Source organism: Corynebacterium sp. NML130628, from assembly GCF_001875665.1.
In the GTDB taxonomy this organism is placed as follows: Bacteria; Actinomycetota; Actinomycetes; order Mycobacteriales; family Mycobacteriaceae; genus Corynebacterium.
This window is the reverse complement of record NZ_MLAL01000040.1, coordinates 14,880-29,279: the sequence shown is the minus strand read 5'-3', so window position 1 is coordinate 29,279 and position 14,400 is coordinate 14,880. Positions and strand designations below refer to the sequence as shown.

The 14,400-nt window shown below is 65.3% G+C and carries 15 protein-coding genes; 7 read left to right on the top strand and 8 right to left on the bottom strand.

The genetic code is table 11. The features are described from left to right. Positions 1 to 11: 11 nt before the first annotated feature. The 4 genes from glpK to serS are packed head-to-tail and all read right to left on the bottom strand — an operon-like array spanning position 12 to position 4,379. The gene (gene glpK / locus BJP07_RS09595; protein WP_071567247.1) at positions 12 to 1,472 is read right to left on the bottom strand and encodes a glycerol kinase GlpK; all 1,461 of its coding nucleotides are present in this window, start codon (positions 1,470 to 1,472) and stop codon (positions 12 to 14) included. Positions 1,473 to 1,475: 3 nt separating this feature from the next. Then, positions 1,476 to 2,303 (bottom strand): HAD family hydrolase, encoded by an 828-nt coding sequence (locus BJP07_RS09590; protein WP_071567246.1) that lies wholly within the window; start codon positions 2,301 to 2,303, stop codon positions 1,476 to 1,478. A gap of 1 nt (position 2,304) precedes the next feature. Continuing rightward, complete coding sequence (locus BJP07_RS09585) at positions 2,305 to 3,126, bottom strand: 1-acyl-sn-glycerol-3-phosphate acyltransferase (protein ID WP_071567245.1); 822 nt, start codon at positions 3,124 to 3,126, stop codon at positions 2,305 to 2,307. Then, on the bottom strand, positions 3,126 to 4,379 hold the full coding sequence (gene serS / locus BJP07_RS09580) for a serine--tRNA ligase (protein ID WP_071567261.1): 1,254 nt from the start codon (positions 4,377 to 4,379) through the stop codon (positions 3,126 to 3,128). The genes BJP07_RS09585 and serS overlap by 1 nt, the downstream gene beginning before the upstream one ends. 88 nt (positions 4,380 to 4,467) lie before the next feature. On the opposite strand from serS, the gene BJP07_RS09575 reads away from it, so the two are divergent. From BJP07_RS09575 to BJP07_RS09565, 3 genes are read left to right on the top strand one after another with little or no spacing between them, the layout of a single operon-like run. Continuing rightward, on the top strand, positions 4,468 to 5,217 hold the full coding sequence (locus BJP07_RS09575) for a GntR family transcriptional regulator (protein ID WP_071567244.1): 750 nt from the start codon (positions 4,468 to 4,470) through the stop codon (positions 5,215 to 5,217). Positions 5,218 to 5,226: 9 nt separating this feature from the next. Next, positions 5,227 to 6,237: a septum formation family protein gene (locus BJP07_RS09570; protein ID WP_071567243.1), complete on the top strand. Its 1,011-nt coding sequence runs from the start codon at positions 5,227 to 5,229 to the stop codon at positions 6,235 to 6,237. After that, positions 6,237 to 6,584, top strand: coding sequence for a metallopeptidase family protein (locus BJP07_RS09565; protein ID WP_071567260.1), 348 nt, complete (start codon positions 6,237 to 6,239; stop codon positions 6,582 to 6,584). The genes BJP07_RS09570 and BJP07_RS09565 overlap by 1 nt, the downstream gene beginning before the upstream one ends. A 6-nt stretch (positions 6,585 to 6,590) precedes the next feature. On the opposite strand, the gene pheA is transcribed toward BJP07_RS09565, so the two are convergent. Beyond that, a complete protein-coding gene (pheA, locus tag BJP07_RS09560; RefSeq protein WP_071567242.1) occupies positions 6,591 to 7,481 on the bottom strand; it encodes a prephenate dehydratase in 891 nt (296 codons plus the stop codon). A gap of 18 nt (positions 7,482 to 7,499) precedes the next feature. Between pheA and BJP07_RS09555 the strand changes: the two genes are divergently transcribed. Both BJP07_RS09555 and BJP07_RS09550 read left to right on the top strand, forming a co-directional pair. Further along, positions 7,500 to 8,195, top strand: coding sequence for a CPBP family intramembrane glutamic endopeptidase (locus tag BJP07_RS09555; protein ID WP_071567241.1), 696 nt, complete (start codon positions 7,500 to 7,502; stop codon positions 8,193 to 8,195). Continuing rightward, the gene (locus tag BJP07_RS09550) at positions 8,192 to 9,463 is read left to right on the top strand and encodes an LCP family protein (protein WP_071567240.1); all 1,272 of its coding nucleotides are present in this window, start codon (positions 8,192 to 8,194) and stop codon (positions 9,461 to 9,463) included. Before BJP07_RS09555 ends, BJP07_RS09550 begins: the two co-directional genes overlap by 4 nt. 5 nt (positions 9,464 to 9,468) lie before the next feature. On the opposite strand, the gene BJP07_RS09545 is transcribed toward BJP07_RS09550, so the two are convergent. Genes BJP07_RS09545 through msrA form a run of 3 tightly spaced genes read right to left on the bottom strand, consistent with a single transcriptional unit; the run spans position 9,469 to position 11,764 of the window. Next, positions 9,469 to 10,374, bottom strand: a complete 906-nt coding sequence (locus BJP07_RS09545) for a DUF5926 family protein (RefSeq protein WP_071567239.1) — start codon at positions 10,372 to 10,374, stop codon at positions 9,469 to 9,471. Between the two features lie 20 nt (positions 10,375 to 10,394). Next, positions 10,395 to 11,123 (bottom strand): glycerophosphodiester phosphodiesterase family protein, encoded by a 729-nt coding sequence (locus BJP07_RS09540; RefSeq protein WP_071567238.1) that lies wholly within the window; start codon positions 11,121 to 11,123, stop codon positions 10,395 to 10,397. Continuing rightward, positions 11,123 to 11,764, bottom strand: coding sequence for a peptide-methionine (S)-S-oxide reductase MsrA (gene msrA / locus BJP07_RS09535; RefSeq protein ID WP_071567237.1), 642 nt, complete (start codon positions 11,762 to 11,764; stop codon positions 11,123 to 11,125). The genes BJP07_RS09540 and msrA overlap by 1 nt, the downstream gene beginning before the upstream one ends. Before the next feature lie 83 nt (positions 11,765 to 11,847). Between msrA and BJP07_RS09530 the strand changes: the two genes are divergently transcribed. Next, positions 11,848 to 12,450, top strand: coding sequence for a superoxide dismutase (locus BJP07_RS09530; RefSeq protein ID WP_071567236.1), 603 nt, complete (start codon positions 11,848 to 11,850; stop codon positions 12,448 to 12,450). Between the two features lie 417 nt (positions 12,451 to 12,867). Further along, positions 12,868 to 14,040 carry an MFS transporter gene (locus BJP07_RS09525; RefSeq protein WP_071567259.1) on the top strand — a complete coding sequence of 391 codons (1,173 nt, stop codon included), beginning with the start codon at positions 12,868 to 12,870 and terminating at the stop codon, positions 14,038 to 14,040. Positions 14,041 to 14,400: the final 360 nt, after the last annotated feature.

The following is a 14,400-nucleotide window of genomic DNA, read 5'->3' as shown; positions in this document are numbered from 1 at the left end:
CCGGCTAGCAGCTAAGCAAGGTTGTAGGAACGGCGCACTGCGTCTTCCCACGCGGCGACAAGCGTTTCGCGAGTCGCCGCGTTTGCCGTATCTTCCCAGGTTGTAGGCGTGCCGAGGGAAAGTGGGGCATCGATACATCCGGCGCCCATCCCCGCCGCCGAAGCCGCGCCCATCACCGTCGTTTCGATGTTGCCGGGGCGCACAACCTTTGTTCCTAGGATGTCAGCCTGCATCTGCATGAGCAGATCGTTGGAGGTCATGCCGCCGTCGACGCGCAGCTCGCGTAGTTCGGCGCCCATCGCTTCGACAACCTCACGGGTTTGCAGGCAGGTGGCTTCGAGGGCGGCGCGCGCAATGTGGCGGCGGTCCACGAAGCGGGTCAGTCCGGTGATCACGCCACGGGCGTCGGGGCGCCACCGCGGGGCGAACAGCCCAGAGAACGCAGGCACGATGACGACGCCGCCACTGTCCGGAACCTCACCGGCAAGTTGCTCGGATTCGGCGGCGGTGCGCAGGATCCCGAGCTGGTCGCGCAGCCACTGGATGAGGGAGCCGCCCATCGCCACGGAGCCCTCCAGCGCGTAGACGGCGGGCTGCCCGGCGCGCTGGTAGGCGACGGTGCTGAGCATGCCGGTCTCACTGAAGGTGGGCGTGGTGCCGGTGTTGAGCAGCATGAACAGGCCGGTGCCGTAGGTCATTTTCGCGGCGCCCTCCTCGAGGCCGCCTTGGCCGAAGAGCGCCGCTTGTTGATCGCCGAGTACCCCGCAGATCGGCACGTTGGCCAGCGGGCCTTGGTTGCGGACCTGGCCGAAGTCGCCGACGGAGGGCCTGATCTCCGGCAGGATTTCGGGCGGCACGCCGATGGCTTCGCACAGGGCGGGGTCCCATTGGAGGGATTCCAGGTCCATCAGGAGTGTGCGGCTGGCGTTCGTCACGTCGGTGACGTGCTGCGCGCTGTCCGGGTCGCGTTGCCCGCCGGTGAGGTTCCAGATCAGCCAGGTGTCCATGGTCCCGGCGAGCAGTTCGCCGCGGGCGGCGCGCTCGCGGGCGCCGTCGACGTGGTCGAGGATCCAGGCCCACTTCGGCCCTGCCGGGTAGGAGTTGCGCAGCAAGCCGGTGGTGGCCTGGAACTCGGTGGCGTCGCCGTCGTAGGTGGTGCGGGTGTCCTGCCACACGATGGCGTTGTAGATGGGCCTGCCGGTGTCGCGTTCCCAGATGACGGCGGTTTCGCGCTGGTTGGTCAACCCAAGCGTGGCGATGGCGGCTTCGTCGATATCTGCGCTGGCCACGGCGTCGCTCATGGCGCGGCGCGTGTTGCGCCAGATCTCGAGCGGGTCGTGCTCGACCCAGCCCTCGCGGGGCAGGATCTGCCGGTGCTCGAATTGCGCTTGCGCGATCACCGTGCCGCCCGTAGTGGCGACTACGAACCGAGTTGATGTTGTGCCTTGATCAATAGCCGCCAGCAACGTCATGAGTTAAAACCAGTGCTCCAATACCTTCGCCACGCCGTCTTCGTCGTTCGACGCGGTCACCGTGTCAGCGGCGTCCTTCACCGCTTCGGTCGCGTTCCCCATAGCGACGCCCATGCCGGCCCACGCCAGCATCTCGACATCGTTCTGCATGTCGCCGAACGCCACCACCTGGGACGGGTCGATGCCGTACTGCGCCGCCAGGTACGACACCCCTGCTGCCTTCGTCACGCCGGGGCGCGAGAACTCGAGCAGCCCCTCCTCCATCGAGTAGGTGACGTGCGCGATGTCCTGGTCGATCTCGGGGGCGATCATGTCGAACATCTCCGCCGCCATCAGGTCGGGGCAGCGAACCAGCAGCTTCGCGGCTGGCTCCGCAAGCAGTTCCTCGACGTGGACGACGCCGAAGCGGGCGTCCCAGGCGTCAGGGTTGTACTCGGGTGTGATGAGGAAGCATTCTTCTTCCGGGTCGAGCGCGCTTTGGCTCAGCCGCTCCACCCCGTAGCCCACGGTCACACCAGCCTCCCCCATCACCTTTTCGACGACCTCCACCGTCTCCTCCATACTCTCTGGGGACAGCGCGAAGGACTTGACCACTTCGTCGTGCTCGGGGTCGTAAATCACGGCGCCGTTCGCGGCCACGCAGACCGGCTCAAACGGCAGCTGCTCCAGCACCGGCAGTAGCCAGCGGTGGGGGCGCCCGGTGGCTAACGCGAACTTGGTTCCGCCGCGCACAGCCCGCGCGACGACCTCCAACAGGCGCGGGGTCACCCGTCCGTAGGAGTTGAGGAATGTGCCATCGATGTCACTGATGATCAGGCTGGGGGCGTTCATGTTATTTCCCTTTCTTTGCCTCGCGTTCTTTTCGGCGAATTTCGGCTGCTTCTTCCAAGGTTGGCGCGCTCCCACCGAGTGAGGCCGGCATCCAGGCTTCGCCGGGCTCGAATGGGCCGAAGCGCCTGTTGTATTCGTCGCGGATGTCTTCCAGCATCGTCTGCATGGCGACCTTGAGCCTGGCGGTTGCGTCCTCGACGGTGCCGTCGAGGGAGACGGGCTCGCCGTAGCGGATGATGACGGGGATCTTGGACCGCCCGAGCCGTTTCGGCTGGTCCTTGGTCCACAGCCGCTGGGACCCCCAGATGACACACGGCACGAGCGGCACACCGGCTTGTTTGGCGATGCGCACGGCGCCAGTCTTGAAGTCTGCAAGTTCGAAGGAGCGGGAGATGGTGCCTTCGGGGAAGATGCCGACGATCGCCCCTTCGCGCAGGGCGTCAACGGCGGCGTCGATAGCCCCGGCTCCTGCTGAGCGGTCCACGGGGACGTGGCCCATGTTGCGCAGCAGCCACCGCAACACCGGAATGTCAAAGACTTCCTTCTTCGCCATGAAGCGCACGAGGCGCTCCCCGCGCAGGTAGGGGCCGATGCCTGCCAGCATGAAGTCAAGGTAGCCGGTGTGGTTGATGGCCAGCATCGCCCCGCCATCCAGCGGGATGTGCTCGAGGCCGTGGACCGTCGCCTTCGTTCCGGCGAACCGGAAGTAGCGCTTCGCCGCGCGCACAATCCGCTGGTAGAAGCGGTTGTGCATGTCGCCGCTGTGCGGGCGCGGGGCGGTATAGCCGTCCGCTACTTCAAACAGTCCATCGAGGGTGCGCATTAGGGAACCAGTACGTCCTTCCCAACCCACGGGCGCAGCGCTTCCGGCACCTTCACGGAGCCGTCCGCCTGCTGGTTGTTTTCGAGGATGGCGACGAGCCAGCGCGTCGTCGCCAGCGTGCCGTTCAGGGTGGCGGCGGTTTGGGTCTTGCCGTCTTCGTCGCGGTAACGGATGCCGAGGCGGCGCGCCTGGAAGGTGGTGCAGTTCGACGTCGACGTCAGCTCGCGGTACGTGCCTTGCGAAGGCACCCACGCCTCGGTATCGAACTTGCGCGCGGCCGAGGAACCGAGGTCGCCGGCGGCGATGTCAATGACGCGGTACGGCACCTCAACGGCGGCGAGCATGTCGCGCTCGAGGCCCAGCAACTTCTGGTGCATCTCCTCGGCATCCTCCGGCTTGCAGTACGCAAACATCTCCAGCTTGTCGAATTGGTGAACGCGCAGGATGCCGCGGGTGTCCTTGCCGTAGGAGCCTGCCTCGCGGCGGAAGCAGCTGGACCACCCTGCGTAGAGCAACGGGCCGTCCGAAAGGTCAATGATTTCGTCGGTGTGGTAGCCTGCCAGCGCCACCTCGGAGGTGCCCACCAGGTAGAGGTCGTCGCGCTCGAGGTAGTAGATCTCCTCGTCGTGCTCGTCGAGGAAGCCGGTGCCCTGCATGACGTCGGGGCGGACCAGCACCGGCGGGATCATGACCTTAAAGCCGGCCTCGCGGGCCTTCTGGGCGGCGAGCATCATCATGCCCAGCTGCATCCAAGCGCCGTCGCCGACCAGGTAGTAGAAGCGCGCGCCGCCGACCTTGGTGCCACGCTTCGTGTCGATAATCCCGAGGTGCTCGCCAAGCTCAAGGTGATCTTTGACCTCGAAGTCGAAGCTCGGGACCTCGCCGACGTGCTCAAGGACGACGAAGTCCTCCTCGCCGCCGGCAGGGGCACCCTGGATCGGGTTCGGGATCTTGTACTGCAGCTCGCGCACGGCCTCCTCGGCCTCATCCCGCTCCGCTTCGGCGGCCTTGACCTTGGCCTTCAGCTCGTTCGAGCCCTCGAGCAGCGCCGGGCGCTCCTCAGGGGAAGCCTGGCCAATCTTCTTGCCGAAGGCCTTCTGTTCCGCACGCAGCTCATCGGCTGCCTGGATTGCCTGGCGGCGCCGCTCGTCGGCGGTGAGCAGCTGATCGACGAGGGAGGGATCCTCGCCACGGGCGGTCTGGGACTCTCGGACGTCGTTTGCATGGTCGCGCAGAAATTTCAGATCAATCACGCTCACAACTCTACCTGGTTCTGCCCTTCGATACGCCACCTGCGCCACCAGCCACTTCTGGTAATAACCAGTGCGCTATGGTGGGGGTATGTCCACGCCCGAGCAGCCCCCCACCAAAATCCAGGAAGGCCCCCTCCCGAAACACGCGCAACTACGCATCATCCTCGAAGAGTACTGCCGCAATGAGCTGTCTCCAGGAGACCCGCTGCCCGGCGAACGCGCCCTCGAAGAGACCTATAACGTCTCACGCATCACGGTGCGCCGCGCGATCGGGGATCTCGTCGCCCAGGGAAAACTCCGCCGCGTGCGCGGTAAGGGCACGTTCGTGGCGCCGAGCCCGCTGGTGAGCAAGCTGCAGCTTGCCAGCTTTTCTGAGGAGATGCAGGCGCAGGGCGTAGTGGCGTCGTCAAGTATTTTGCTGGCGGAGCGCGCGGCCGCACCACGAGAGGTCGCTGAGTACTTCGGCACCCCGCCGCACGCCGAGCACATTCATCTGCGTCGCCTCCGGCTTGGCGACGCCCAGCCCTACGCCGTCGACGACGGCTGGTACCACGGCGAGCTCGTCCCCGACCTGCTGGAACACGACCTGCAAGCCTCCGTGTACGAGGTGCTCGACCGGCGCTACGGCCTCGGCATCACCAAGGCGGAACAGACCGTGACCGCAGTCAACGCTGACTCCCGCGTCGCCGCGCTGCTCGACGTGCCCACGAACCGCGCGCTGCTGCGAATCGTGCGCTATGCGCAAAGCCACGGCACGCGTGTGGAATACTGTGCCAGTGTGTACCGTACGGACCGCTACAGTCTGCACACACAGGTATTGCGCAACCTCGAGGGATAGGAAAGGCACATGGCTACCAAGACAACAGCGCTGCGCGGCTTTCTCGTCGCGCTGCTCGCGGGTGCGGTCGGATTCGGCTCCTACACCTACAACGCGTCGCCCGCGCCGCAAGGCAGCACTGGATCATCTGAGGTATCGACGTCCACTCCGAAGCGCCTGAGCAAAAACAAGCCAGCGCCGTTCACCACAGCGGACCAAGGCGCCTGCCTGACCTGGGAAGCCGACGCCGAAGGCCACATCACCGCCTTCGAGCAAACCGACTGCTCACTTGAGCACCGCTTTGAGGTCTCCGCGCGCGAAGACCTGTCCACCTACCCCACCTCCGAGTTCGGGCCTTCTGCGCCGATGCCGAACCAAACCCGCCAGGCACAACTGCGCGAGGAGCTGTGCGGCGGCGCAAGCCTTCGCTACCTCAACGGCACCTTCGACCCGAACGGGCGCTACTCCATCGCGCCGATCCTGCCACCGGCGGCCGCGTGGGAGCAGGGCGACCGCACCATGCTGTGCGGCCTGCAGGAGACCGACCGCGACGGCACCCCGATCCTGACCACCGGCCGCGTATCCGAGCAGGACCAGGCGCGCACCTTCCAGCCCGGGGAGTGCGTCGCCATCGACGGCGCCTCCAGTCTGAGCACTGTGGACTGCAACGAGCCGCACCAGATGGAGATCACCAGCACGGTCAACCTCAAACAGGTCTTCCCCGACCACACCCCGAGCGTCGAGGAGCAGGACGAGTACCTGCGCGACGTGTGCACCGACGCCGCCCAAAAATACATGGGGGCGGAGGAAAACCTCTACCAGATCGCACTGCAACCGTTCTGGACCACGCAGAAGACATCGGCGTGGGAGGGTGGTTCGCGCAGCGTGAACTGCGCGCTGGTTTTCTCTAACCCGGAGGGGCAGTTCGCTACGCTGACCGGGTCCGCGACCGCCGGGCGCGAAGTGCTCAAGATTGATGGCAACCCACCACCGGAGCGCCCAGAGCGCCGTCCGCTGCGGGAGGAGCAGCCGCGACCATGATGGAGCCGGTCAGCCAGGAAGCGTTCGAGGAAATGATCAACGACGCCCTGGACACCATCCCCGAACAGTTCGCCCGCCACATGACGAACATGGTGGTGCTGGCCCGTGACTTCAACCCGGACGAACCGACGCTGCTCGGCCTGTTTGAGGGCACCCCCCTTACTGAGCAGTACTCAAACCACAGCGGGTTCCTGCCGGACGCGGTGTTCGTGTACAAGGACGCGCTCGAGGCGATGTGCAGCGACGAAGAAGAACTACGCCACGAGGTAAAGGTGACCGTCCTGCACGAGGTCGGCCACTACTTCGGACTCGAGGAGCACGAGCTGCATGAGCTCGGCTGGGGCTAACCCCGTCTAACGCAGTCCATCCACCCAGGCCTGGGCTTCCGCCAGGCGCGGGTTACCACTGGGCCACGTCGCCTGCTGCGCGCACGGCCACGACCCCAAATACGTAATTTGCGAAGCCCGCAGGTACACCGCCCGCAACGCTTCCGCCACGGCGGTGTCGTCGATGTGCCCCACGATGTCCACATGAAAGGAGTACGTGTTCGGCTCCTTGCGTGTTGGGCGCGACTCAATACGGGAAAGGTGTACGCCCCGGAACGCGAACTCCTGCAACGCCGCCACCAGCGTGCCAGGCTCGTTCGGCGTCTGGAACACGATCGACGTCCTGTCGTTGCCCGTGCGCGGCGTCGGTGTTCCGGACGGCCCGACCAGCACGAAGCGCGTCCGCGCCGTGGACAGGTCGGCCACGCCACGCGCGTGCACCTCCAGGCCGAGCAACTGCGCCGCGCGCTCCGGGGCCGCGGCCACATCTGCTTCCCCTTCGGCGACAAGCTGCGCCGCCGCACCGTTGGAGGTCGCCGGGTGGAAGGTCGCGTTCGGGGCGTGCTCGGCCATCCACCGTTTCACCTGCTGGTAGGCCACGGGGTGTGTGGCGAAGCGGGAGGCGTCGACAAGTGAGGTGCCAGGCCGCGTCATGATGGCGAAAGCGATCTCCAGCTCGGTCTCCCCATAAATCTGCACCCCGGGCGCCTCCGCCAGCGCGTCCGTGGTCGCGGTGACCGCGCCGTCAACCGAATTCTCTACCGCAACCACCGCATAGTCAGCGCGCCCGGCGCGAACCTCGTTGAGGGCCTCCGCCGGGGAATCCACAGGCACAAGCTGCGGCTCAGGCAGATCGAAGTCCCAGACGGCCTGCTCCGTGAACGTTCCCGCCGGGCCGAGGTACGCAATCGTTGTCATGGGGCTACTGTAGCCTGCATGCACACTCGGTACCGCGTTGAAGTCCTCCTCGTGCTGGCCGTCACCTTCGGAGCCAGCGGGCTGCGCGCCGCGCTACGCCTGGTGGACTCGCTGCTGCAGGCGCCCCTCAACGAGCAATCGACGACGCTCTACTCCCAGGCGAGCTCCATCGGCTGGCTCGACGTGGCGCTCCAGGCGGTCTCAGCCCTTTCGCTCATCGGTTGGGGCGGCCTGGCGTGGTACCTGCTGGGCACCGCGTGGGTTGCGCCGAAGCGGCGCGACTGGCTGCACGGCGCCGGGTTCGCGGCCCTCATCGGTATCCCGGGGCTGGCGCTCTACATCGGGGCGGTGCACTTCGGCTGGTCCAAGGTGGTCATCCCCACCACCGAAGCCGTCCAGATCCCCACCTCCCTCTTGTGGGCGTTTGCCAACGGGTTCGCCGAAGAGGTCGTGGTGGTGATGTACCTCTGCACCCGGCTGCGACAGATGCGCTGGTCGGTGCCCGCCACGATCGCCGCCTCCGCGATCCTGCGCGGCTCCTACCACCTTTACCAGGGGGTTTCCGCAGGCTTCGGCAACATCGCCATGGGCGCCATCTTCGCCTACTACTACCACCGCACCGGCAAAGTCTGGCCGCTCATCCTCGCCCACTTCCTTATCGACGCGGTCGCTTTTCTCGCCTACCCACTCCTGCCGTCTACACTGTTGCCATGAATACGCCGCATTCCAACGATCCCCGGGATAACCTCGAGGACTTCGTGCTTGGCAAAGACGGCCAACCGCTCGTGGACCGCTACGGACGCCCCATCCGGAAGCGTCGCCCGCAGCAGGAACAGCAACGGCCCGCTGCCCGGCAGAAGCAGCCAACCATCCGTCCGGAGCGGCGTGAGCCACAGGAAACCCGGCAATACCAGCCCCGCGAGTACGAACCGCGCGAATACCGGCCACGCCAGTACCCGCCGCAACAGCGCCCTGTACAGCACAGGCCACAGCAGCAGCGCCCCGAGCGCGAGCCCGTCCCTATGCAGGTCACGCAGCGTCCGCAGCGCCCACAGCGGCAACGCCCACAGCGCTCACTGAGACGGAGGAGGCGTCGTAAAGGTGGCTGCGGCCGTCTGCTCGCAGCCCTCCTCGTGATGCTGCTCGCCCTCACCTTCCTTGTCGACGCCCGGCTCTCCCGCGTCGACGCCCTGCCCGCCGAGCGCATCGCGAACACCTCGGGCACGAACTGGCTGCTCGTGGGGTCCGACTCGCGCACGGGTTTGAGTGAGGAAGAGGCGGCGCGCCTCGGCACCGGCGGCGACCTGGGCACCACCCGCACTGACACGATTATGCTGCTGCACCTGCCGCTCTTCGGGAAAGCGACGCTAGTGTCCATCCCGCGCGACTCCTACGTGGCCGTGCCCGGCTACGGGCAGGAGAAAATCAACGCCGCGTTTGCCTACGGCGGCCCGCAGCTACTCGTCCAGACCGTTGAGCAAGCCACCGGCCTGCGCGTCGACCGCTACGCGGAAATCGGCATGGGCGGACTGGCAAACATCGTCGATGCCGTCGGCGGCGTGGAGATCTGCGTCTCAGAGTCCATTCAGGACCCACTGGCCAACCTGTTCGTCGAGCCCGGCTGCCAGAAGATGGACGGCGCAACCGCCCTCGGGTACGTGCGCACCCGCGCCACCGCCCAGGGCGACCTGGACCGCGTCGGGCGCCAGCGCGAGTTCCTCGGCGCCCTGACCAGCCGTATCCTCTCCCCCGGCGTGCTGCTCAACCCCTTCCGGGCGCTGCCACTGCTGTGGACCGCCCCGGCCATGTTCACCGTGGGCAGCAAGGACCACGTGTGGAACCTGGCCCGCATCGGGCTGGCGTTCAGTATGGGGCTGAACACGGAAACCATCCCGGTGGGCGGGTTTATGGATGCAGACGTCGGCAACGTGATCCTCTGGGACGAGGTCGCCGCCGAGCAGCTCTTCTCGTCCCTCAGGTAGGCCCCTTAGATGGTGACCTGGCGTGACTTGATGTTGTCCAGCTGCTTGCGCTCGTCGGCGCTGAGCTGGGCGTCATTCGCGTACTCGGCCTCGATAGCCTTGTTCAGCGCTACCAGCGCATCCGTGTAGGACGCAGGCTCAACCGCTGGGTCCAGGTCCCACACCGGGACCACGACACCGTGGGTGCGGAACGCCCCCGCGAACTTCGTACCTTCACCCAGGTTGAGCTCACCGCGAGCCGCGATGCGCGCCAGCGCAGCAAGCATCTGGTTCTCGTTGTCCTCGGTGCGCACCCAGCGAATGTGCGCCTTGCCACTGCCTGGGTTAATCCACCACACGGCGCCCGGCGCGTCCGCCTTGACCTCGACGGACGGGATGACCGCGTCGTTCGCGGCCGCCATGGCCTGCTGGATCTGTGGCGGAACCTGCGCGTCCTCCGGGAACCACCAGGAGAAATCGTCGTAGGAGGTGACGTCCACGGAGGCGTCGGCGGGGAAAATGTCCTTCAGGGCAGGCTGCTGGCCGTCAGCCGCGGTGGACTGCAGCTGCTCGCCCTCCTTCGCGCCAAGTACCCAGTTCAGGGCGTGCGCGAGGTCGCGGCCCGGGTTCTGGGAGTGCGCAGCAACCTGCAGCGCGACCAGGCGATCGCCGTCCTCGCGCACCATCGCCGCGACGGCGCCTGGCAGCACAGTCACCAGCTGGACAGGGGTGTCCTTCACGCTCACCTGCGCGGTCGCGGAAGGGACGAACTCCTGCAGCGCCACCAGCTCTGCCTCGGCGGCCAGGCCCTCGTACGGGCGTGGATCCTTCTGCAGCGCCTCCCGCTCAGCGGCGCGGGCAGCGAGTTTCGCCTGGCGGCGGCTCATTCCCTCTGGGAGATTCTCTTGCTTTCTACGGTTCTTTTTAGCCATAGACACACATCGTACAGGCGCTACAGCAGCCCCGCGTACGTCTGCAGCGCCAACTGCGGGTGATCCGTGGCAATTGCGTCGATGCCGTTTTCGGCGCACCACCGCATCTCCTTCGGGTCGTTGACCGTCCACACGTACGTCGGGCACCCATACTTACCGATCAGCTCCGGGCGCCGCTGCACATGCGCCAGCCCCGGCCCGATCCCGTACGGGCTCGAAAGCATCACCGACTTCGGGTTCCACTTCGCCTCACGCACCCTGAACAGGTAATACGTGAGCAAATCGGGTACCATCCGTGTGAAATACCGCACCGCCTTATGCGAGAAGGAAATGATCGCAACCTGCCCCGAATCCAGCATGCCCGCGTACGCCAGCGCCCGAAATGTCGCCTCGTCCACCTCGGGGCCGTAGCGCGTCGGATGTTTCGTCTCAATATAGAGGTGCTTGTCCGGGTAGTCCTGCAGCAGCTCGAGCAGCTCCTCGAGCAGCATCACCTGCTGCGGGCACTCCTTCGTGCCGCAGTTCAGCTCGCGCAGGTCGCAGAAGTCCATCGTGGAGACGCGCCCCATCCCGTCCGTCGTGCGATTCACCAGACCGTCATGGAACACCACCAGTCGCCCGTCGCGCGTGAGCCGCACGTCGCACTCCACGCCGTGAATCGGCAGCTTCAAGCCAGCCTCAAACGCCAAGTGCGTCGACTCCGGGTACATCGCCGAAAAGCCACGATGCGCCACAATCTTCGGCAACATTAGATTCCACACTCCACGCCCGTCGAATGGTGCGGGCAATACCCGTTCGGCACCTTGTGCAGGTACTGCTGGTGCTCATCCTCCGCCAAATAATAATCGACGCCCCACCCCACCTCAGTCGTAATTGGGGCAAAGTCGGCGTCGACAAGCTGCTCACCGTACTGCGCAACCCACCCCTCGATGTCCCGCGCCTCCTGCTCCGTGTCAGTAAAGAGCGCCGAGCGGTACTGCGTCCCCACATCATTGCCCTGGCGGAACCCCTGCGTCGGATCATGCGCCTCAAGCGCCGCACGCACCAACTCCTTCAACGAGACGCGCGCAGGATCGTAGACCACCTCGACCAGCTCAACGTGGTTCGTCTGCCCACTACACACCTCCCGGTACGTCGGGTTCGGCGTCACACCCCCGCCATAACCAACCGACGTCGACTCCACCCCCTCCACCTGCCAAAACATCTTCTCGGCACCCCAAAAACAACCAATACCCACCAGCAAGCGACGCTGCCCCTCCCGCCACGGGCCAGTAATCGGCGTCCCCAACACAGCATGCGGACGCGGATGCGCCAACACCGGCTCATCACGGCCAGGCAAGGTGCGATCTTCAGGAACCAACTTCGGAGTCGGTGCAAACAAGAAACCCATAAAAATCAGCGTACGCCATTGCAGGAATGTGATTCTTATCTATTATGGGGCACGTCACCAACCCCAAACGAAAGGAACTGACAATGGCTGTTTACGAACTTCCAGAGCTCCCATACGCATACGACGCACTCGAGCCACACATCTCGGCCGAGATTATGGAGCTGCACCACGACAAGCACCACGCAAACTACGTCGCTGGCGCAAACGCCGCCCTCGAGGCCCTCGAAGCAGAGCGCAACGGCGACGCCAACCCAGACAAGCTGCGCGCACTGTCCAAGAACCTGGCATTCAACCTGGGTGGCCACACCAACCACTCCATCTTCTGGAAGAACATGGCACCGAACGCAGGCGGCGCACCAACCGGCGCAATCGCCGAGGCAATCGACCGCGACTTCGGCTCCTTCGAGAAGTTCCAGGCACACTTCTCCGGTGTTGCAACCAGCCTGCACGGCTCCGGCTGGGCAGTCCTGGGCTACGACCACATTGCAGGCCGCCTCATCATCGAGCAGCTCACCGACCAGCAGGGCAACGTCTCCGTTGACTTCACCCCGCTGCTGATGCTCGACATGTGGGAGCACGCGTTCTACCTGCAGTACAAGAACGTCAAGGGCGATTACGTCAAGGCTTGGTGGAACGTTGTCAACTGGGACGACGTCAACGAGCGCTTCGCAGCGGCTTCCAAGTAAGTCCTTGTAAAGGCAACCCGCCGTGTTTCATAGAGGGTTATGAAACACGGCGGGTTTTATCTGTATTCACGACGAGTCCGTTGAAGGAACCAGGACCCACTAGAAATATTAGGGTAGGCTTACCTGATAATCAAGAGGGGGTAGCGGACGGGGTTAGCTGGGCCTGGTTTTGGGCAGTCGGCTGCCTGCCTGCGCACCAAATTCCCTCACGCGCCGAAAATGACCTGGGGCTTTACAAACCACGCCGCCGAAACCAAGGAATTTGGTGTCCCCACCGGTGAGTCAGACACCAAATTCTCTCACGCAGCGCCAGCGACCTGGGAAACCCCGAGACCCTAACCGGGAAACCAAGGAATCTGGTGCACACATCCGGAACGCTCCTTGAGGTCCCCGTCACAAAGTGCCAATATGTGGAACATGAAGAAAGGCAGCCCTGAATATCGTCGCGCGACGATCGCGATGCTGCTAGCCGGGCTCGGAATCTTCAACGCCCTCTACGCCACCCAAGCGCTACTGCCCACGCTGGCGGAAGCCTTCGGCGCTTCGCCGTCCACGACGGCGCTCACGGTGTCGGCGGCGACGGGTGGGTTGGCGTTGTGTGTGGTGCCGGCGTCGATACTTTCGGAGAAGTACGGGCGCGGGCGCGTACTGATCGTGTCGGCACTGGTGGCGACGGGGATTGGGCTGTTGTTGCCACTAGCGCAGTCGATAGAACAGCTGGTGCTGCTGCGCGCCCTGCAAGGCGTGGCCATCGCGGGCACCCCGGCTGTGGCGATGACCTGGCTTTCCGAGGAACTCGATGCCAAGGACCTGCCCGGCGCGATGGGCCTCTACATCGCGGGCAACACGATCGGCGGGCTGACGGGCAGGTTGATCCCGACGGGGCTGCTCGCGGTCACGTCGTGGAGATGGGCGCTCGCCGCCAGTTGCGCAACCGCGCTGGCGCTCGCGATCGCGACAGCGGTGCTGCTGCCGGAGCAGCGCAACTTCACGCCGAAGCCGAAGCTACGGCCGGCCAATGAGTTCCGGGCGATGGTTCGGCACGCGAAGAACCCGCGGATTCTGGCGTTGTGTGCGACGGCGTTCATCGGGATGGGCGTGTTCGTTTCCCTGTACAACTACCTGGGGTTCCGCGCGATTGACTACTTCGGTCTGCCGCCGTCGCTGGTGGGGTTGGCGTTCCTGCTGTACTTGTCGGGGACGTGGTCGGCGTCGCGCGCGGGTGCGCTGGTGGGCAAGTACGGGCGCGGTCACGTGGTGATCGGCGGAGCTTCGCTAATGGTTGTGGGGCTGGTGCTGACAGCGATACCGAGCCTGGTGGCTCTGCTGGCCGGTCTGCTGGTGTTTACGGCCAGCTTCTTTGCGATGCACTCGACAGCCTCCGCGTGGGTCGGCATCATCGCGGAGCGGGACCGAGCGGAGGCGTCCAGCATGTACGTGCTCTGGTACTACATGGGGTCTTCGCTGGTGGGTGCGGCGTCCGGCTGGGTGTACGAGCGGTTGCCGTGGGCAGGGTTCACGATGGCGCTAGCCGCGCTGCTCGGTGTGCTCGCTGTGGTCTCCGCGGCACTGTGGAGGGGCGCGCGGTAGTCGGCATCGGGCGCGGTCCGGCTGCTCCCCGGCGGCGCGCCGCATGTGCTCGAGGATGAGGTCCGAGAAACGACCACTGCAAATTCTTCACGTTGTCACCTCATCGTTTCCAACGCCTCGTCCGCTGGCGTTGTGGCGAACATCGTCAAGGCGGGCCGCGACTGCTCCCGCGCCTGCGAACCCTGAGGCAGCGCCGAAGGTGTCGCAGGCATGGACCATCTGAGGCGAATCCCGCTCCGAGGCGTCCAGCAGTACGCGGAGCTAATCTGATGCGTGCGCCGCGCATTGAACATCCCAGACCGTTGCGGTGACAACGACGACGTCACCTTTGCCGATGTCCCCATCGGACCGGGGCAGAAG